This window comes from Clostridium disporicum (assembly GCF_001405015.1).
Classification (GTDB): domain Bacteria; phylum Bacillota; class Clostridia; order Clostridiales; family Clostridiaceae; genus Clostridium; species Clostridium disporicum_B.
The window spans coordinates 127,905-144,915 of the sequence record NZ_CYZX01000007.1 but is presented as its reverse complement, the minus strand read 5'-3'; the positions used below and the strand labels follow the sequence as shown (position 1 = coordinate 144,915).

The window sequence follows — 17,011 nt, the reverse complement described above, 5'->3', positions numbered from 1 at the left end:
AAATTATCTTTAATAAAAATGGAGTTACTTACGCAACTCCATTTTTTATTATACTTATATAAGATATAATGTCAGAAGCTTTATTGTATTCTCCAACGCTGTGTAATGGGTTCTTTCCATTCCATGTGATGCATGAACTCCTGGTCCTATTAAAGCTCCTCTTATATTATTTCCTGCTTTTAATGCAGCGCCAACGTCTGAACCATACATTGGATATATATCTACCGCATAGCTAATATTATTTTTCTTAGCTAAATTAACCAAATCTGTCACCATATTATAATCATATGGTCCACCAGAATCTTTTGCACATATTGAAACATCATATTCTGTACAACTTAAATCTTCTCCTATACAGCCCATATCCACTGCAATCATCTCTGTAATATCACTTGGAATATATGATGTTCCATGTCCAACCTCTTCATAGTTTGATATTAATATCTTTGTTTTATATTTAGGCGTAATATTTTCTCTATGGAACATTTCTAATAATGCCATTAATGCCGACACACTGCCCTTATCATCTATAAATCTCGATTTAATAAATCCACTTTCAGTTATAGTAGTTTTAGGATCAATAAATACAAAGTCTCCTGGAGCTATTCCTAATGCTTCAACATCACTCTTATCTTTAACAACTTCATCTATTCTTATTTCCATATTATTAGCATCACGCTTTTTAGTTGTAGCATCTTCATATACATGAGCTGCAGGACTTGTGCTTAAAAAAGTACCATCATAAACTTTACCATCTCTAGTTCTAATCTTACAATACTCACCATCTAAAGTTGGTACAATAGGCCCTCCGATTAAAGTGAATCTTAAAGTACCCGACTTAGTTATTGATCTCACCATAGCACCTAAAGTATCTACATGTGCAGATAACCCGATTACTCTTTCATCACTACTTCCTTCAATAGTTATAATTCCTCCACCTTTGTTGTTTCTTTCGAATTTATAACCAAACTCTCCTACAAGTTCTTCTATCTTATCCATTATCTCAAAACAAAAACCTGTCGGTGAATTAAACTCTAGTATCTTCTTTGCTGTAGATAATAAGTAATCTTTATTAACACTATAATTTGTACTCATTTACATTTCCTCCCTAGTAATTTATTAAATAATCTCTGATACTACTTCAATACCATTTGATTTCATATTAGATAAAGCAAATAAGTTCATCTCATCACCTGGATGCCCTGGTATATCAAAAGTTTCAACACAATTAGCTGGAACTAATACCCTCTTGCCTAGATTCATTTGATTAAAATATGTCTTTAATGTTAACGTAAATTGAAGCACACATATATCTGTAACACAACCAACAACAATAAAGTTATCTACTTTGTCAATTATTCCATCTAACCAACTTTTAAATTCTGGTGCATGGAATCCATTAGTACTATTTTTCTTTATAATTCTAATAGTTTCATCTTCACTTACAGATTCTTTTAATCCATCTATCAACTCTTCTTCTTTAGTATTTACAATGCAATGTGATGGATAAGCTTTTAATTCCTCTGCATCTTCATTATGTGAATCAACAAAATAAACTTTACTATATCCTTTAGTTCTATTATTTAATTCTAATAGATTAGTAGACATATTTTTAACTCTAGGAGAAGATAAAATTCCTTCTTCTACAAATCCTACAACCATATCTACCACTATTAAAGCTGTGTTTTCTAAAGGTAATGATTTTAATTCTATAGGTAACAGGTTTAACTCTTCTATTATTTCTTTCAAAACTTTTCCCTCCTACTCTTATAATTTTTCCTTATATTATATATAGTACCAAATTATTATTCTAAGTAAAAGCATCTAAATAAAAATAGGAACTGTATAACACAGTTCCTAAAATACCTATCTTATTTTTTATGACATCCACATGATCCTTTAGCTAAGTAATATAAAGTTCTTACAGGAGTACCTGTACCACCTTTTACTATATACTCACTAATAGGTGCTTTTGTATCTGAAGTTCCTGCTATATCAAGATGAATCCATGGCTTATCTTGTACAAATTCTTTTAAGAACATTCCTGCAACAATTGTACCTGCTCCATTTGGATCTACATTTTTAAGATCTGCTTTTTCTCCTAATATTTGCTTTCTATAATGTTTAAATGTTGGCATTCTCCAGAAAATTTCATCAGTAACATCTGCTGCTCTCATAAAATCATCATAAAAGTCTTCGTCATTAGTCATTAATGCAGTTGTATAATTTCCTAAAGCTACTATCGCTGCTCCTGTTAAAGTAGCTAAATCAATAACCTTTGTTGCTCCTTCTTTTTCAATAATATAAGTTATAGCATCTATAAGTGTTAATCTTCCTTCTGCATCAGTATTTAACACCTCTATAGTCTTTCCAGCCATTGATCCAATAATATCTCCAGGTTTATAAGCTTCTCCAGAAACAAGGTTTTCACAAGCTGCAACTACCGCAACTACATTTTTCTTTAATTTATTTTTTGCTATAGCAGACATAGCCCCAATTACTACTGCTGCACCACCCATATCTCCATTCATTCCAACCATAGAGTTAGATGGTTTTAATGAGTATCCACCTGAATCATATGTAAGACCTTTACCTACTAGTCCTAATACCTCGCTATTTTCATTGTCTCCCATATATCTCATAACTATAAGTCTTGGTTTTCTAGAAGATCCCATACCTACAGATAAGAATGCTTTCATTTCTAAGTCTTTACATTCTTTTTCATCAAATACTTGAACTTCAAAACCAGATTCTGCTCCAATTTTGATAGCTTCATCAGCTAAGCTTTCTGGGTACATAGCATTTGCTGGTTCATTTATAAGGTCCCTAGCCTTAATTACACCATCAACTATATTATTAACTTCTTCTAATCTTTCAGTAGCCTTTGATAACTTTTCAGTTGGAACTCCTGAAATATAAACCTCTGGATTATACTGACTTTTTTGTTCTTTATATTTATCAAAACTATAAAGAGCTAGTCTAACTCCTTCAGTTATCCCTTTTATTCTTCCACCCACACATATCTTATCAGTTCTGAAAAACTCTATACCTATTCTTTCTATTTTTAATTCTTTTGCTTTTTTTGCAGCTTTTGCCATTGCATTTCTTAATACTTCTCCATTTAGAAGTTCTTTTTTTCCTAAGCCAACAAATATCTTATATTTTACTTTTTCCTTCAACTCTGTAATGTAGAATATTTCTCCCTCTTTACCTTTAAACGAAGATATCTTTAATATATTATCTAATTCAGCAGAATTATTTTCTCCATCTTCAAAAGTAGGTATTATTAAACCATCAACAAATTCAAATGATACATCTTTGATACTTATATTCATAATTATTCCTCCTTTATTAATTTGCTATGTTTCTTAATATATTACCATCATTTTTAACCATTTTCTAGTAAAAAGTAGTCATTTTTGAAGTTTTTATAAAAAAAACTATCTTTTTTTATCAAATAATGCTTATCTATATATTTATTATGACCTCCATTACTTTCTACTATGCTTATTAAATTCTCACTGAATATATAGTAACAAAAAAGAGCAACCTTAATTACTATTTAATAGTAATTTGGCTACTCATAACTTCTATTCTTCTATTCTTCTATTTTCTTTTCATCAATTCTAGAGTTATATAAAATCCCTAAAATAATTATTATTGCTCCAATTAACTTACTAAAAGATATCTCAGACATCACAAAAAAATCTATAATTATTCCTGTAATAACTTGTCCAACAAATAATAATAAAGTACTATACACTACAGGTATCTTAGGTATTATTATATTTGATAAATAAACTACACTTACACCTATTGCTCCACCTAAAAAAACATAGAATGGCATCTTTGCAAATGTTTCTGTAGTAACATTTATACTATTTCCTAATACGACTAATACTAAAGTTGAACAAATTAATCCTACAATATAATTTATGCAAGTACTTTGCAGAACTCCAATTTTCTTACCTAAGGATGAATTTACTATCATCGATAATGTAGTTAATATTCCACCTAACATAGCTAAAATAATCATTTACTACTCCTCCTTAAAATACAGTCATAATGACTAACCCTACTAACACAATAGCAAAGCCTATAAGTTTTTTCTTATTAAATCTATATTTATTCATTCCAAATAATCCAAAATGATCTATAAATGATGAGAATATTAACTGTGCAAATACTGCTAGAGAAGTTGTTAATGCAACTCCTATTTTACTTATTGTAATCATATTAACCAAAGTTAATGCCACTCCTATTGCACCGCCAAAAAACATATATATAGGAAGTTTTTCTCTAACTGTAATTTTTGCTCTTTTAATTAACATTATAATAGCTATTGTAAAAAGTCCTACTGTATGTATTATAATCAAAGAATATGTTAATCCCACATTTCCTTCTAAACTCCCATTAAATGAAAGCATAATCGATATAAGTGCACCAATAACTAGTGCTAAAATATTATACATTTATTTTCCTCCTAAACTTATTTATTCTATATATAAGTTACTAAGTCTATCAAATTTATTATAGGACATTTGTCCTTTTTTCTTATAAATAGTATAATTTTTTAGGAGGTAACTTAAATGAAAGAGATAATAAATGCTGAAATTCTTAAACACTACATAAATGAATACTCACTAGCAAAGTATTTGAATAAAAATTTAATAAATTCTTGTAAAATTTATACTTTTGAAAAAAATGAATTTATATGTACATTGAACGAAAAATTAGAGTATATGTATTTCTTAGTGAAAGGAAAAGCGAAAGTTACAACACTACTTTCTTCTGGTCAATCTCTTTTACTATGTTTTAATAATCCATTATCGATAATAGGCGACTTAGAACTATTAGATAATCCTTATGCTGATTGTAATGTAATTACTCTTGAAAACTGTATTTGCTTAGCTATTCCAATATGGTCTATACATAATCATGGATATAATGATCCTCTTTTTTTAAGATTCATCATATCATCACTTGAAAATAAGCTTAGAAATAATTCTATTTATAGCTCCATAAATATTTTATATCCTCTAGAGAATAGATTTGCTAGCTATTTGTTATCAGTTCTTCCTTCTAACTCTACTTCACTTACCATAGAAGGTGTAAATCACATATCTGAACTACTAGGCTCTAGCTATAGACATCTAAATAGGGTTATAAAAACTTTAGTAGATTCACATGTCATTAAAAAGAATAAAAATGAAATCCAAGTTTTGAATCTAAAAAAGCTTGAATCTCTAGCAAAAGATATATATAGATAAAAAACATACGGCTTTTGCAAAGTGCAAAAGCCGTATGTTTTACAATAACTTTTCTACAAAAATTGTTGCTAAACCTAAGAAGAATAAGAATCCAAGTACATCTGTAAATGTTGTTACAAATATTGATGATGCAAGCGCTGGATCAACTTTTAGCTTCTTAAGTACAACTGGTACTACAAATCCTGATATAGTAGCTACTATCATATTTAATATCATAGCTACACCTATTATTAGTCCAAAGAATAACTTTCCTTCCCACAGATATCCTAGTACAGCTATGATAGCACCTATTACTACTCCAGTAACAAGTCCTATTCCTATTTCCTTAAAGAATACTCGTTTCATATTATCAAAATCTAATTCGCCTAATGCAAGTCCTCTTACGATTATTGTTAATGTCTGTGTACCTGCATTTCCACCCATTCCAGTTACTATAGGCATAAATGTTGCTAGTGCTACAATTCTTGAAATAGTCCCTTCAAACATACCAACAACAGCAGATGCTAAAATAGCAGTAAATAAATTTACTATAAGCCAAGGAAGTCTACTCTTAATAGATTCAGATAAAGTCCCACTAATTCTTTCGCCTTCGTCAACTCCTCCTAGACGATGGATATCTTCGGTACTTTCATCTCTTAAAATTTGCATAACATCATCTACTGTAACTATACCTAGTAATCTATTATAATTATCTACTACTGGCATAGTTAAATAACCATACTTTTCAAATCTATGTCCAACTTCTTCCTGATCTAAATCATAAGGTATCCCTTCAACCTTAACATGGATAATATCAGAAATCTTAGTCTCAAAACTGCTAGTTACAACTTCTTTTAATGATACTACACCTTTTAAACGATCTAGTTCGTCTATAACATATAAATCATATATATTTTCAACATCTTCTGTTGTACCTTGAAGATATTTTAAAGTATCTTCTACAGTCATTTCTCCTTTTACTGAAACAAATTCTGTAGCCATTATACCAGCAGCAGTATCAGGTTCATAACTCAATAATTGACGTGTTCTTCTTGCATCTTCTGCTGTCATCTTTGAAAGAATCTTATTTGCCTGTTCTTGACTTAAAATACCTAAAAGGTCTGTTAATTCATCTGAAGACATTTCTTCAATAATATTTTTTTGCTTATTTTCAGAAAACTCAGTTAAAATTTCATATTTTTCTTCATCTTCTGCTTCATCAATAATAGATGCTATACATTTTTCAGATAATCTATTTAATATATCTTTTCTATCTTCTTCATCTTCTCTTAATATATCAAGTATATCTACAGGGTGAATCCCTTCAATATATTTCATTATTCTATCTTGTGGTGCATGAAGCAAAAACTTTCTTAACTCTTCTTTATTCATATTTAATTTCATGGTTAATTCCTCCCTTTAGACAGGAAAAAGACCACTTTCATCAGTGGTATAATGAATCTTAATCCTATCTTTCAAATATTCAATTGTATTTATCCACCTATGGGCCGGATAAGAATCCATTAATACCACCTCCTATTAATTTTCAAATAAAAAAGACTTTTTGCCCCACGACAAAAAGTCCTAAAAACAACTTTTAAATAATCGTAGAGCTTTAGCACTATAAAGCGTAGACTTTTTCAGTCAGCTACATTAAAAATCACCTTTACGATGATTCTTGTTAACCCATTGGAATCTCTAGATTTTTCTGGGCAGCAGCATATTTCTTTATAGGAGCCTCACCTAACAATATTATATCTAATTCTATTATTTATGGTACAAAATATACTTACTCATGTCAATATAAAAGTTGATTTTATATTATTTTTTTTTTACAAATTCTATAATTGTTTTACTTATTCATTCACTTAAATTAGGAAAAATAGGCAAATCAGCAATATTAGTATTTTTTCCTTCTTTGTTGTGTTCTAATTTTCTTTCCTCTTCCCTATCACCTTTAACCCCTTCAATATTTAAATCACTTAAAACTTCTTCATTTGAAGCATCATCATTTATTTTTAAGCCATCAATATTATTGCTTATTCCTAAAGTATAATCATTCGTAAAATTATGAGAAGATAAATTTTCTGTATTTTTTAATGCAATTTTATCAAATATATGTTTTGTCATATTTTTACCCTCCTTTATACTTTTAGTATTCCAATGCTTATTGCAATAATTCAAAATTTTTTATAATTTTAGTAATACTAATGAAATTATTATCAAAGCTAAAAAAGATTACTGATTATTATTTATATGTTTAATTGTAAGTAATTAAATCTAACAAAAAATAATCTAGTTATCAGATATTAATGTCTAATAACTAGATTATTTATTCTCCCTAAACTTCTTCGTAAACACTCTTTAATAATTCTATCTCTTTAGCATATCCATCTAATTCATTAGGTGTTTCTAAAAAGAATGGTAAATGTCTTAACTTAGGGTGATTAATAATTCTTTTTATTCCTTCAAAACCTATAAAACCTTCACCTATTTTTTCATGTCTATCTTTATGGCTTTTAAATGGATTTTTTGAATCATTAAGATGTATTGCTTTTAACTTATCAAGTCCTATTATTCTATCAAATTCATCTAATACTCTATCTAAATCATTAACTATGTCATATCCAGCATCATATACATGACAAGTATCTAAACATACACCCATATGGTCCTTAAGATTTACTCTGCTAATTATTTCTGCTATCTCTTCAAAACTTCTTCCAACTTCAGTTCCCTTACCAGCCATTGTCTCTAACAAAATAGTAGTTGTTTGTTCTGGTTTAATAACTTCATTTAATAAGTCTACAATATAATTAATGCCAACTTCGGCTCCTTGCTTAACATGGCTTCCTGGATGAAAATTATATAAATTATTTGGTATATATTCCATTCTAATTAAATCGTCAGCCATCATTTCTTTAGCAAATTTTCTCGTATTTTCATCAGCTGAACATGCATTTAGTGTGTAAGGCGCATGAGCTAACAATACTCCAAAGTTATTATCATTAGCTAATTTCAAAAATGCATCAATATCCTTTTGATCAATGTCTTTAGCTTTCCCACCTCTAGGATTACGAGTGAAAAATTGAAATGTATTCGCTCCTATTTTCAATGCTTCTTTCCCCATATTTTCAAAACCTTTTGTCGTTGATAAATGACATCCTATTTTAAGCATGTATTTTTCCTCCGTATCAATAAATCATCTAAATTAAATCTAATTTTAATTATATAATTATTATTCTATCTCTTATATTATAATAGTATTTATTTTAATATTTGTAAATAATAATTATTAATTAATAAAGTATTCTATTGCATTTATAATTTATTTTTCTTATAATTTACTTAAATAATTAGATTATCAGCGAGGACTAAAAATGATTAAATCAATTAATAATATATCTGCTTTAAAATTAATAGATGAAACGAAAGATTTACTTATACTAGATGTAAGAAGATTTAGTGAATTTAAAAGTGGTAAAATTCCTAAATCTATAAATATTCCAGTTGATGAACTAGAATATGAATTAGAAGAAATTGAAGAGTATAAAGATAAACCTATCTTAGTATATTGCAAAAGTGGGATACGTAGTAGTGTAGCTTGTTCTCTCCTTGAAGAAGAAGGTTTTTCACATCTATACAATTTAAGAGGTGGAATACTAGATTATACTGGAACTATAGAATAAAAATTAGAGGCCGTTCATTTATTTGAACTGCCTCTAATTTTTTTTGTGTTTTTTTCATCTCATTAATATTATGCTAAATATAATTTAATTTTATCTATACTATTTATTATAATATTTTTTTCAAATTATCTATTCTATATTCTTTGATAACTTTTTCTTTACCTTCTGTAACTATTATCAAACTAGCAATATCACCTTTACAATTAAAAATGCTTCCTTTTGTTTTACTTCCAATTACATTTACTGATGTACCTTTTTTTAAAGGTTTAATTTTATCAGAATTACAAAATTCACATCTTTCATTTGATTGAAATACTCTTCTACATTCTAAACAATAATTTAAAGATTTCATCAACTCTCTCCTTCACATAAAATAATATATCTATATAAATCACATATTAATTTATATGAAGTTGTCTACACTTTTAAAACTATTAATATAACTTATTTATATCATTTTTATTTTATAAGCTTTGTAATCTCATTATAAGATTCAGGTATAGTAAAAATTATATTTTCATCTATTCTAAGTTTACATTCTGTTTTACTTTCTTGAATTTGATTTAAATATAATGAATTTGATTTTATCTCTTTAAATTTTGTCGGTGCTAAACTTATGTTAAAATACTCACCTTTCATACCTGTAATTTTAACAACATTACTGTTATTCCCACTTTTAACCTTTAAACTTATAATATTATTGCCTTTAAGCATTACTTTATCTGTTGGATAATACTCAACATCAATTATTCCAGTTAAAGTTATAAACCCTCCACTTATTTTCTCTCTCCATAACATACTAATTTCATATTTATTGCATAAATCTGAAAGTAACTTTCCTAATTCATGCGTTGATAACATATATTCCATTCCAAATCTCTCCTATTTACTTTATCTAAAAACTTGCGGCTTCGCAGTATGATTAATATAGTTAACAGCTCTCATCTTAAATCTTTCTACCTCATCCAATTTATAAAAATGTAATAAATCAGATATTAAAAATAATGAATTCATTATTGAATATCTAAGATTATTTACTTGATCTATTCCTGCTCCAGTTTCAACAATTTCATCACTTTTAAACTTTAATACTTCAATATCATTCAACATTCTATCAAACTTACTAATTACTTCTTCCTTGTTTGTACCCTTAATATCATTAGAAATTAATTCATTTAAATATGTAATTAATTCATTATTTAATATTGAAAATTGTTCATATGTATTTAACATCATACATGTACCTCACTAACTATCTATCCCTTGTGGAAACTTAAAAATATTCAAAGGATCATATTTACTTTTTATCTTCTTAAGCTTAGATAAATTTTCTCCAAAATACTCTTCCTTATAATTCTCTAATTCTAACAATGGAAAGTTTATAAAAGAACCTTTAGTAATATTTTTTATATAACTAAACTTATCTAAAAACCATCTCTTATTTAATGGGGCATATTTTGCTTCTTCCCATACAGATTGGAATCCCATAATAAATTTTGCATCTCTATAATTAAAAGCTGTCTTATCATTTTTAAAATCTAGAACAGCTCCACCTAGTCCATAAAATGTAATAGCTGTATATATAGCTCCTTCTGCTCTATCTTCTATTAAATTTATTAATTCTTTGATTTCATTTTTTGAGTACTCTTTATATACAAATCTTCCTGATGATTTATAACTCTCATAATCCGGATGACTATCTTGTATTTTTCTGTTAGCCTCCAAAACAGTTCCATACTCCATTTTAAGTAATAAATTCGTCGAAGCTTTTTTTAATGGTTCCAGTATTTCATTAGCTTCTTTTTTATCACCATATAATAAAGCAGTAAATTTCACACCTTTACCGTTTTCCTTAGAATTATAAATACTTAGCTTTCCATTAAATCTTTTATCTAAATTTTTATACATTTCCTGCCAAGTACTTATCAATTCAACAGCTTCATCAATATCACAATTATTAAAATCTCCATTAATTAACGTGGCCATTTCTATTTTTTTAGGTAAAGCAAATTTCATTGATATAACAACACCAAAATTCCCTCCACCAGCTCCTCTACAAGCCCAAAATAAATCTTCATTTTCTTTCTCATTTACGGTTAATATTTCACCATTATAGTTAACTAACTCTAACTCTATAAGTGTATCACACGATAAACCAAATAATCTTGTAGAATATCCCCAGCCGCCTCCAAGAATTAACCCTGAAACGCCAACTGTTGGACAACCTCCACCTGGAAAAGGATAACCTTTATTACCTAAAGCCTCATAAATCTCTCTATTTCTTACTCCTCCACCTAATTTAACATATCCTCTATCTTCATCTATGCAAATACTATTAATTTTACTAACATCAATCACTAACAAATCATTTCCTGTTGAAAAACCTTCATAATTATGACATCCAGATCTTATTCTAAAAGATATCTCATTCTTTCTAGCCCATTTAATTGCATTAGATACATCTTCTTTATTATTACAATAATTGATTATATAAGGATATTTCTCTATAGCCCTATTCCAGCATTTTCTACTTTCCTCATACTCAAAATCATCTTTTGTAATAACATCTCCAGTTAGCATAGAATAATCATAGTTATACATTTATTCACCTCAATTTTTCTATAAAATATTCTTTTACATATATAATAATATATTTATTAATTTTTTTATAGTATAAAATAATTATAATTTATTAATAATAATTACAAGAACTAAATTAAAGGAGTATTTTATATGTCTAAAATGAAAAAGATAAACGATCTTACTGATGTACAACTCAAATCTTGTACAAGTCATGCTAAGCCTTCTAAAGAACCTAATGATGGTTATTTTATAGAAAAAAATCCTAATGACAGTTTTTCCTGCGAAGGTACAGTACGCTACGGAGAAGAACAGGATGTTGATGATTTATAAATAACCTTATTTGTAACTTAACAAAAAATGCTGAAGAAATATTACACTTTTTAGTGTTTATATATTTTCTCTTCAGCATTATTTTAATTCAATTAAATAACTTTAATTTTATATTTATTAAGATTTATTGACTTTTGATATCTGTATCTTTTTAGCTACTACTTGTGGAGGAATTGATTTAGTCATTGCTTTATCTAATTTAGCAAATATTAAGTCCCCAACGCAAACTTCCTTTTCCACTTTCTCTTGATTTCCACATTCATTTCCTAGTATTTCAGTTTCTTCAGTAACTATTAAAATTAATTCTTCTTCGTATACTGAGCATCCTTTAATATATCCTTTTGCTTTAACTCTAACACTATTTTCTTTTTCATCTTTTATGACTTCTGAAACCTTTCCCATAAAAATAGGTGATTTCTCTTTATTACTTGCAAAAGTAGAAAACGATAAAGATAATATAAGTACTAATGTAATTACTAAAACTCTTTTAAGTTTCATTTTTATTTCTCCTTTGTAAAAATTAATATTTTATAAAGTTATTTTCTCTCAATTTACTATGTAATATTCCTTTAATTTTCTATATTGTATATAAAAAAGAGATATGAAAACTTTCACATCTCTTGGTTTCAATTATATTTATATATTCTTAGCTAATCCTAATTTTAAAAAATATCTTCCGTACTTCTTTGCAAGTAATGAACCCAAAGGAACCCCTATCACTGTAACAACAATAAATTCTCCAAATGCTACTTGAAGCATTGTTATAAGCATTGGTACATTTATAGTTATATGAAGCATCCAACCAATTATTAATCCATTAAATATTGTTGGCCAAATTGATGAAACTAACAATGATACCTTAATATTCTTTATAGTATTTTTAGTCCAGTATATAACAACACAACTCATAAATGTTGCTAAAGAACCAAAAACTACATCCATTATTCCATATCCACCTAATATATTAGATAATAGACATCCTAAAGTTAGTCCTAAAATATATAAAGGATCAACAAAGGCTAATAATACCATAATTTCTGATAATCTGAATTGAACTGGGCCAAAACTTATTGGTGCTAATATTAAAGTTAATACAGCGTACAGAGCAGCAATAACTCCTGTTACTACAATTCTTTTAGTTAAATTCTGATTCATTTTTATTTCCCCCTATTTCTTAAATAGAGCCTCTTAACTTGAAAATAATAAAGGCTATAGATTTATAAAAATCTATAGCCTCAGTTACAAACAAGCATAAGTAAATAAACAATGTATAAATATTCTTATACATCTTATTTAACCTAGTTTTATTTATAGACAGGAGGCTTTCGAACTGTCTTCTATTAAATTTATCTCGTTTATTATAATTTAATAACGCATTAAAATCAAGATATATATCACAATTATTTTTCATACTTTATGAATATTTTGCCATAAAGCGGTAATATTATATAAAGAAAGAAATGTGGCTTGTTGGTCAAGAGGTAAAGACATCACCCTCTCACGGTGAAATCAGGGGTTCGATTCCCCTACAAGTCACCACTTTATATAATTAAAACTTACTACATAAAAAAGAACCCATCTTCATCTAAAACATTTTGCTTAGATGGAGGTGGGTTTTATAAAAATGCAACATTACTTTCTATTACCTCAATAAAAGCTTTTGCAATTTCCGGGTCAAATTGTTCACCACTACATTTTCTTAATTCCTCAATACCTTCCTCGTAACTTTTTCTTCTATTATAAGGTCTATTAGAAGTCATAGCATCGAAACTATCTACAACAGTTAGCACTCTTGCTAAATAAGGAATATTCTCTCCACTTAATCCATCTGGATATCCTTTTCCATCATATCTTTCATGATGATGTTTTATAAGCGGAATTACATCCTTAAGAGATTCAACAGATTTTATAATCTCTACTCCATTCTCTGGATGCTGCTTTAACTCTTCCCATTCTTCCTTTTCTAGCTTCATTCTCTTAACCAATATTTCCTTAGCTATATTTATCTTACCAATATCATGCATATATGCACCATATATTAAATTACTTTTATCAACATCAGAAAGATTAAGCTTGTCTGCCAAAAGTCTGCTATATATAACTACTCTTTCAACATGACTATATGTATATCTATCCTTTGCATTAATTATACTAATTAATGTTTTAATAGATGTTACAAGTTCAATATCTTTATCATCAATATTTTTCTTTAAATCATCCAATATTGATATATACGTTTCTACTCTATTTTTATTAAAGAATTTTGCTCTATATAAAGCATCATCAGCACTTTTAATAAGCTCAACTTCATCCTTAGCTTTATCCGGGAAAACAGAAACTCCTATTGAAGTTGTTATTTTACCTTTCGGCTGATTTTCTTCCCCTTCAAAATATGTTTCTTCTACATTTGCTCTTATTCTTTCTGCTATTTCTAAAGCTTCTTTTTCAGTAGTATCATCTAAAATAACAGCAAATTCTTCTCCACCATATCTTGCAACAATATCTTCTTCTCTCACCGAATTAGAAACAATAGCAGCTAATTCTTTAAGAATATTATCACCTTTCTGATGACCGTATAAATCATTGTAATGTTTAAAATAATCTATATCTATAAAGATCATGGATACAGGTTTACTTTCCTTTCTCCCAATCTCAACTTTCTCTTTTAATTTATCTTGAAAATATCTATGATTATATACATTAGTAAGACCATCATAATTAACCATATTCTCAAGTTTTTTTATATGCTCACCTTCAATTTTAACATAAAACCCTAAAGGCCAAGCTGTCAACATAAAAATTCCGACTAATATTAAATCATTTTCAAAATACCAATTTACTCCACTACCTTGAAACATTAATAAATCCATCATCAATATAATTATCGACGAAATTACAGCAACAATTAGCCCCTTTTTCATTCCTGATTGTATAGTCGTAGTAATTATTATAAATAAGTAAAGAAATTTATATTGACTCTCATAACTTCCTGAAATAAAAATTATAATTGAAAATATTAAAATAAATATAATTTTTTCTATTTCACCAATCAATATACTATGCTTATTTTTTATCCTATTTATTGTTGAGAATGTCCAAATAAAGTATATTAGTAATAATAACAATAAAGGTAAAAATAAACTCAAATTAGAATAGATTCCCCCTGGAAAACTAAACATTAAGCTATCATCTGTAAAAAAGTATTTACATAGAATTATACCACTTAATAAAAGTGATGCTAATTTAACAATTGATACTATTTCATTTACTTGTTTCCTCTTATCATTTTGCATAAATTATCCCTCGTAATAATTAAAGTGAGGCTGAACTACAGCCTCAAGCCTTTAAATTTTATTCATCTCTTAGACAAGCTGGTTCTTCTGGTTGGTACCATCCCCAAATACAAGCAGATGTTGCTACTACTGATGCTACTAAAGTTGCTATAGTCGCTATTCCCGTTAATATCTTCTTTTTCATTCCCTACACCTCCCTTCATATAAAACTCTCATTAATCTCTTATCAATTTCTCCTAAAATTTTATGTCCTATTTGGGTTAATGAAAATATCTGCCATATTATACTTAAATAAATACACATAGTGTATACAGCAAATTCACTATTTCCGCCTAATTTCAACGCTATTATATTTAGTATAGATATAAATAAATAGATAGTTAAAATTATAATTGAATTTTTCTTCAATCTTGTTCTTTTTTCTTTTTTACGAATAGGCTTTGAGACACTATCGACTGGTGCTAGCTTATATATCAAATAATAAGAATATGTAAATATTATGACTCCAAGGAAAATAATTAAATCTACATTTATATTTATACTTTTACTTATTAACGCTATAATAATAGTCGCAAATGTCCCTATTATTAAGCATATTCCAGGTTCACTAGCATGAATCCCCCCTGAATTTTTTCTTAAAATTGATGTAACAAAAGATACGATTAAAGCCTCTATAGTAACGTTGAAAATTGCTCCAAAAACAACTACACATAAAAGTGATAATGTTATTTGAATAAAAGCAAAAATCCCATACTTAACTACATCTTTTTTTTCACACTCCAAATTAACTTCTTTTGTTATTATTTCAGTGATTGCTTCAGCTATACTATCAACACTAAACATAGCTTAATTTATTCCTTTTACTTAAATATGTGTAGTAACCAATAACAATTACCCCAAAAATTATCAATGAAGGTAATCCTAATATTATTTTTAATTTTGAATCCTGAAACATATTTTGTAACTCTTCTCCATAAATACTACTAAGTATAAGAACACTTATTCCTTCTAAAACAAACAAAAATACTGTAGTAATTATTGTTGATTTTATTGCATTAACCATATTTATTTTATTAATACTAGTAGCAATTACAGTTAATATAATAATATTTAAAATTGTATGTACTCCATAATTTATAGGTAACATTCTTATTATAAACACACTTATCCCTAATAAAAAACTTGCCATTAAGTATTTCTTCTTTTCTATTTTTACCTTTGAGAAAGTATATGCTGCAAACATAAATATAAAAGCTTCTGGTATTAATCTTGCAATAAATTCAAATATTGGAACTTTTAACATTTTAATTCCTCCTTAGTTTGTACATTAATTTTTCTTATAGAGTTAAATATTATTAAAAATACAAATATTCTTATCAATACATCTCCAATACTAAGTATACTGTACCCTAAATCTATGTAATCGGTTAGTATCTTAAATTTAGTCGCCTCGCTGCCTAATATATGCAGATTATCTACTAAATTCAAAGTATCTTTATTAACATATCCTGTAAGACATGATATTGTAGGATAGACTGGCATAAATCCTCCATTAGCTTTAATAACAATATCATTAAGCAAACCTCCTAATAGCGTAAAAACTGCTCCTATTATAGCACTCCAATATATTTCATATTTAAAAACTAAAAACAAGTATGAACATAAATATGCAGATTTCATCACTCCCATATATCTAATCGCTTCATAATTTTCTAAAAATATCATAGCTTGTCCGATTAAATACAGAAGCTCTAACAAAATAGTTGGATATATTGTCCACGTTTTAAATAAAGGTTTTATATCAAAGCCCTTGATTTTCGAAACAATAAATGCTATCAAAATTGTTTCAATCATATTTCCCCCTAAA

General features: G+C 27.7%; 22 protein-coding genes, 1 tRNA gene and 1 riboswitch. Of the genes, 4 read left to right on the top strand and 19 right to left on the bottom strand.

Translation table 11 applies throughout. From position 1 onward, the window contains the following. Window positions 1–54: 54 nt before the first annotated feature. From ARA56_RS06530 to ARA56_RS06510, 5 genes are all read right to left on the bottom strand, one after another. A complete protein-coding gene (locus ARA56_RS06530) occupies window positions 55–1,095 on the bottom strand; it encodes a M42 family metallopeptidase (RefSeq protein ID WP_055264967.1) in 1,041 nt (346 codons plus the stop codon). Window positions 1,096–1,119: 24 nt separating this feature from the next. Continuing rightward, entirely contained in the window at window positions 1,120–1,749 is a 630-nt protein-coding gene (locus tag ARA56_RS06525; RefSeq protein WP_055264965.1) for a cysteine hydrolase family protein, read from the bottom strand. A gap of 122 nt (window positions 1,750–1,871) precedes the next feature. After that, complete coding sequence (locus ARA56_RS06520; protein ID WP_423230664.1) at window positions 1,872–3,338, bottom strand: leucyl aminopeptidase; 1,467 nt, start codon at window positions 3,336–3,338, stop codon at window positions 1,872–1,874. A 260-nt stretch (window positions 3,339–3,598) separates the two neighbouring features. Continuing rightward, the gene (locus tag ARA56_RS06515) at window positions 3,599–4,036 is read right to left on the bottom strand and encodes a DMT family transporter (protein WP_055264961.1); all 438 of its coding nucleotides are present in this window, start codon (window positions 4,034–4,036) and stop codon (window positions 3,599–3,601) included. 13 nt (window positions 4,037–4,049) lie between these two features. Then, on the bottom strand, window positions 4,050–4,472 hold the full coding sequence (locus ARA56_RS06510) for a DMT family transporter (RefSeq protein WP_055264959.1): 423 nt from the start codon (window positions 4,470–4,472) through the stop codon (window positions 4,050–4,052). Between the two features lie 117 nt (window positions 4,473–4,589). Here ARA56_RS06510 and ARA56_RS06505 point away from each other — a divergent pair, with 117 nt between their 5' ends. Further along, the gene (locus tag ARA56_RS06505) at window positions 4,590–5,270 is read left to right on the top strand and encodes a cyclic nucleotide-binding domain-containing protein (protein ID WP_055264957.1); all 681 of its coding nucleotides are present in this window, start codon (window positions 4,590–4,592) and stop codon (window positions 5,268–5,270) included. A gap of 39 nt (window positions 5,271–5,309) precedes the next feature. Here the strand turns inward: ARA56_RS06505 and mgtE are convergent, their stop codons facing one another. The 3 genes from mgtE to ARA56_RS06490 form a co-directional block, all read right to left on the bottom strand. Next, entirely contained in the window at window positions 5,310–6,653 is a 1,344-nt protein-coding gene (mgtE, locus tag ARA56_RS06500) for a magnesium transporter (RefSeq protein WP_055264955.1), read from the bottom strand. Window positions 6,654–6,845: 192 nt separating this feature from the next. After that, window positions 6,846–7,007: riboswitch (M-box (ykoK) riboswitch) on the bottom strand. Window positions 7,008–7,109: 102 nt separating this feature from the next. After that, a complete protein-coding gene (locus tag ARA56_RS06495) occupies window positions 7,110–7,379 on the bottom strand; it encodes a hypothetical protein (RefSeq protein WP_055264953.1) in 270 nt (89 codons plus the stop codon). A gap of 211 nt (window positions 7,380–7,590) precedes the next feature. Then, on the bottom strand, window positions 7,591–8,427 hold the full coding sequence (locus ARA56_RS06490; RefSeq protein WP_055264951.1) for a deoxyribonuclease IV: 837 nt from the start codon (window positions 8,425–8,427) through the stop codon (window positions 7,591–7,593). A 202-nt stretch (window positions 8,428–8,629) separates the two neighbouring features. Here ARA56_RS06490 and ARA56_RS06485 point away from each other — a divergent pair, with 202 nt between their 5' ends. Further along, window positions 8,630–8,938: a rhodanese-like domain-containing protein gene (locus ARA56_RS06485; protein WP_055264949.1), complete on the top strand. Its 309-nt coding sequence runs from the start codon at window positions 8,630–8,632 to the stop codon at window positions 8,936–8,938. 106 nt (window positions 8,939–9,044) lie between these two features. Here the strand turns inward: ARA56_RS06485 and ARA56_RS06480 are convergent, their stop codons facing one another. From ARA56_RS06480 to ARA56_RS06465, 4 genes are all read right to left on the bottom strand, one after another. Then, window positions 9,045–9,290 carry a hypothetical protein gene (locus ARA56_RS06480; RefSeq protein ID WP_055264947.1) on the bottom strand — a complete coding sequence of 82 codons (246 nt, stop codon included), beginning with the start codon at window positions 9,288–9,290 and terminating at the stop codon, window positions 9,045–9,047. Between the two features lie 107 nt (window positions 9,291–9,397). Next, complete coding sequence (locus ARA56_RS06475; RefSeq protein ID WP_055264945.1) at window positions 9,398–9,808, bottom strand: hypothetical protein; 411 nt, start codon at window positions 9,806–9,808, stop codon at window positions 9,398–9,400. A gap of 21 nt (window positions 9,809–9,829) precedes the next feature. Then, window positions 9,830–10,174, bottom strand: a complete 345-nt coding sequence (locus ARA56_RS06470; RefSeq protein ID WP_055264943.1) for a hypothetical protein — start codon at window positions 10,172–10,174, stop codon at window positions 9,830–9,832. A gap of 12 nt (window positions 10,175–10,186) precedes the next feature. Further along, window positions 10,187–11,539 (bottom strand): FAD-binding oxidoreductase, encoded by a 1,353-nt coding sequence (locus tag ARA56_RS06465; RefSeq protein ID WP_055264941.1) that lies wholly within the window; start codon window positions 11,537–11,539, stop codon window positions 10,187–10,189. Between the two features lie 132 nt (window positions 11,540–11,671). On the opposite strand from ARA56_RS06465, the gene ARA56_RS06460 reads away from it, so the two are divergent. Beyond that, window positions 11,672–11,851, top strand: coding sequence for a hypothetical protein (locus ARA56_RS06460; protein ID WP_055264939.1), 180 nt, complete (start codon window positions 11,672–11,674; stop codon window positions 11,849–11,851). A gap of 117 nt (window positions 11,852–11,968) precedes the next feature. Here ARA56_RS06460 and ARA56_RS06455 read toward each other — a convergent pair whose 3' ends face one another. Together ARA56_RS06455 and ARA56_RS06450 are read right to left on the bottom strand one after the other, a co-directional pair. Then, window positions 11,969–12,349, bottom strand: a complete 381-nt coding sequence (locus ARA56_RS06455; protein ID WP_055264937.1) for a hypothetical protein — start codon at window positions 12,347–12,349, stop codon at window positions 11,969–11,971. A 138-nt stretch (window positions 12,350–12,487) separates the two neighbouring features. Next, window positions 12,488–13,006, bottom strand: a complete 519-nt coding sequence (locus ARA56_RS06450) for a QueT transporter family protein (RefSeq protein ID WP_055264935.1) — start codon at window positions 13,004–13,006, stop codon at window positions 12,488–12,490. Window positions 13,007–13,315: 309 nt separating this feature from the next. On the opposite strand from ARA56_RS06450, the gene ARA56_RS06445 reads away from it, so the two are divergent. After that, window positions 13,316–13,390: transfer RNA gene (locus tag ARA56_RS06445), tRNA-Glu, on the top strand. A 77-nt stretch (window positions 13,391–13,467) separates the two neighbouring features. Here ARA56_RS06445 and ARA56_RS06440 read toward each other — a convergent pair. From ARA56_RS06440 to ARA56_RS06420, 5 genes are read right to left on the bottom strand one after another with little or no spacing between them, the layout of a single operon-like run. Then, a complete protein-coding gene (locus ARA56_RS06440; protein ID WP_055264933.1) occupies window positions 13,468–15,144 on the bottom strand; it encodes an HD-GYP domain-containing protein in 1,677 nt (558 codons plus the stop codon). Between the two features lie 58 nt (window positions 15,145–15,202). Continuing rightward, window positions 15,203–15,328: a cyclic lactone autoinducer peptide gene (locus tag ARA56_RS06435; RefSeq protein WP_055264931.1), complete on the bottom strand. Its 126-nt coding sequence runs from the start codon at window positions 15,326–15,328 to the stop codon at window positions 15,203–15,205. Next, window positions 15,325–15,987 carry an accessory gene regulator ArgB-like protein gene (locus ARA56_RS06430; RefSeq protein WP_055264929.1) on the bottom strand — a complete coding sequence of 221 codons (663 nt, stop codon included), beginning with the start codon at window positions 15,985–15,987 and terminating at the stop codon, window positions 15,325–15,327. The genes ARA56_RS06435 and ARA56_RS06430 overlap by 4 nt, the downstream gene beginning before the upstream one ends. After that, window positions 15,980–16,447, bottom strand: coding sequence for a hypothetical protein (locus tag ARA56_RS06425; protein WP_055264927.1), 468 nt, complete (start codon window positions 16,445–16,447; stop codon window positions 15,980–15,982). Before ARA56_RS06425 ends, ARA56_RS06430 begins: the two co-directional genes overlap by 8 nt. Continuing rightward, window positions 16,441–16,998: a DUF5317 family protein gene (locus ARA56_RS06420; RefSeq protein WP_055264925.1), complete on the bottom strand. Its 558-nt coding sequence runs from the start codon at window positions 16,996–16,998 to the stop codon at window positions 16,441–16,443. Before ARA56_RS06420 ends, ARA56_RS06425 begins: the two co-directional genes overlap by 7 nt. Window positions 16,999–17,011: the final 13 nt, after the last annotated feature.

Bases quoted from the DNA above. Each gene is read 5' to 3' on its own strand.
- ARA56_RS06435 (WP_055264931.1), bottom strand. From the start codon at position 15,328: ATGAAAAAGAAGATATTAACGGGAATAGCGACTATAGCAACTTTAGTA.
- ARA56_RS06450 (WP_055264935.1), bottom strand. From the start codon at position 13,006: ATGAATCAGAATTTAACTAAAAGAATTGTAGTAACAGGAGTTATTGCT.
- ARA56_RS06440 (WP_055264933.1), bottom strand. From the start codon at position 15,144: ATGCAAAATGATAAGAGGAAACAAGTAAATGAAATAGTATCAATTGTT.
- ARA56_RS06420 (WP_055264925.1), bottom strand. From the start codon at position 16,998: ATGATTGAAACAATTTTGATAGCATTTATTGTTTCGAAAATCAAGGGC.
- ARA56_RS06430 (WP_055264929.1), bottom strand. From the start codon at position 15,987: ATGTTTAGTGTTGATAGTATAGCTGAAGCAATCACTGAAATAATAACA.
- ARA56_RS06530 (WP_055264967.1), bottom strand. From the start codon at position 1,095: ATGAGTACAAATTATAGTGTTAATAAAGATTACTTATTATCTACAGCA.
- ARA56_RS06485 (WP_055264949.1), top strand. From the start codon at position 8,630: ATGATTAAATCAATTAATAATATATCTGCTTTAAAATTAATAGATGAA.
- ARA56_RS06465 (WP_055264941.1), bottom strand. From the start codon at position 11,539: ATGTATAACTATGATTATTCTATGCTAACTGGAGATGTTATTACAAAA.
- ARA56_RS06505 (WP_055264957.1), top strand. From the start codon at position 4,590: ATGAAAGAGATAATAAATGCTGAAATTCTTAAACACTACATAAATGAA.
- ARA56_RS06490 (WP_055264951.1), bottom strand. From the start codon at position 8,427: ATGCTTAAAATAGGATGTCATTTATCAACGACAAAAGGTTTTGAAAAT.
- ARA56_RS06510 (WP_055264959.1), bottom strand. From the start codon at position 4,472: ATGTATAATATTTTAGCACTAGTTATTGGTGCACTTATATCGATTATG.
- ARA56_RS06515 (WP_055264961.1), bottom strand. From the start codon at position 4,036: ATGATTATTTTAGCTATGTTAGGTGGAATATTAACTACATTATCGATG.
- ARA56_RS06425 (WP_055264927.1), bottom strand. From the start codon at position 16,447: ATGTTAAAAGTTCCAATATTTGAATTTATTGCAAGATTAATACCAGAA.
- ARA56_RS06460 (WP_055264939.1), top strand. From the start codon at position 11,672: ATGTCTAAAATGAAAAAGATAAACGATCTTACTGATGTACAACTCAAA.
- mgtE (WP_055264955.1), bottom strand. From the start codon at position 6,653: ATGAAATTAAATATGAATAAAGAAGAGTTAAGAAAGTTTTTGCTTCAT.
- ARA56_RS06495 (WP_055264953.1), bottom strand. From the start codon at position 7,379: ATGACAAAACATATATTTGATAAAATTGCATTAAAAAATACAGAAAAT.
- ARA56_RS06475 (WP_055264945.1), bottom strand. From the start codon at position 9,808: ATGGAATATATGTTATCAACGCATGAATTAGGAAAGTTACTTTCAGAT.
- ARA56_RS06470 (WP_055264943.1), bottom strand. From the start codon at position 10,174: ATGATGTTAAATACATATGAACAATTTTCAATATTAAATAATGAATTA.
- ARA56_RS06455 (WP_055264937.1), bottom strand. From the start codon at position 12,349: ATGAAACTTAAAAGAGTTTTAGTAATTACATTAGTACTTATATTATCT.
- ARA56_RS06480 (WP_055264947.1), bottom strand. From the start codon at position 9,290: ATGAAATCTTTAAATTATTGTTTAGAATGTAGAAGAGTATTTCAATCA.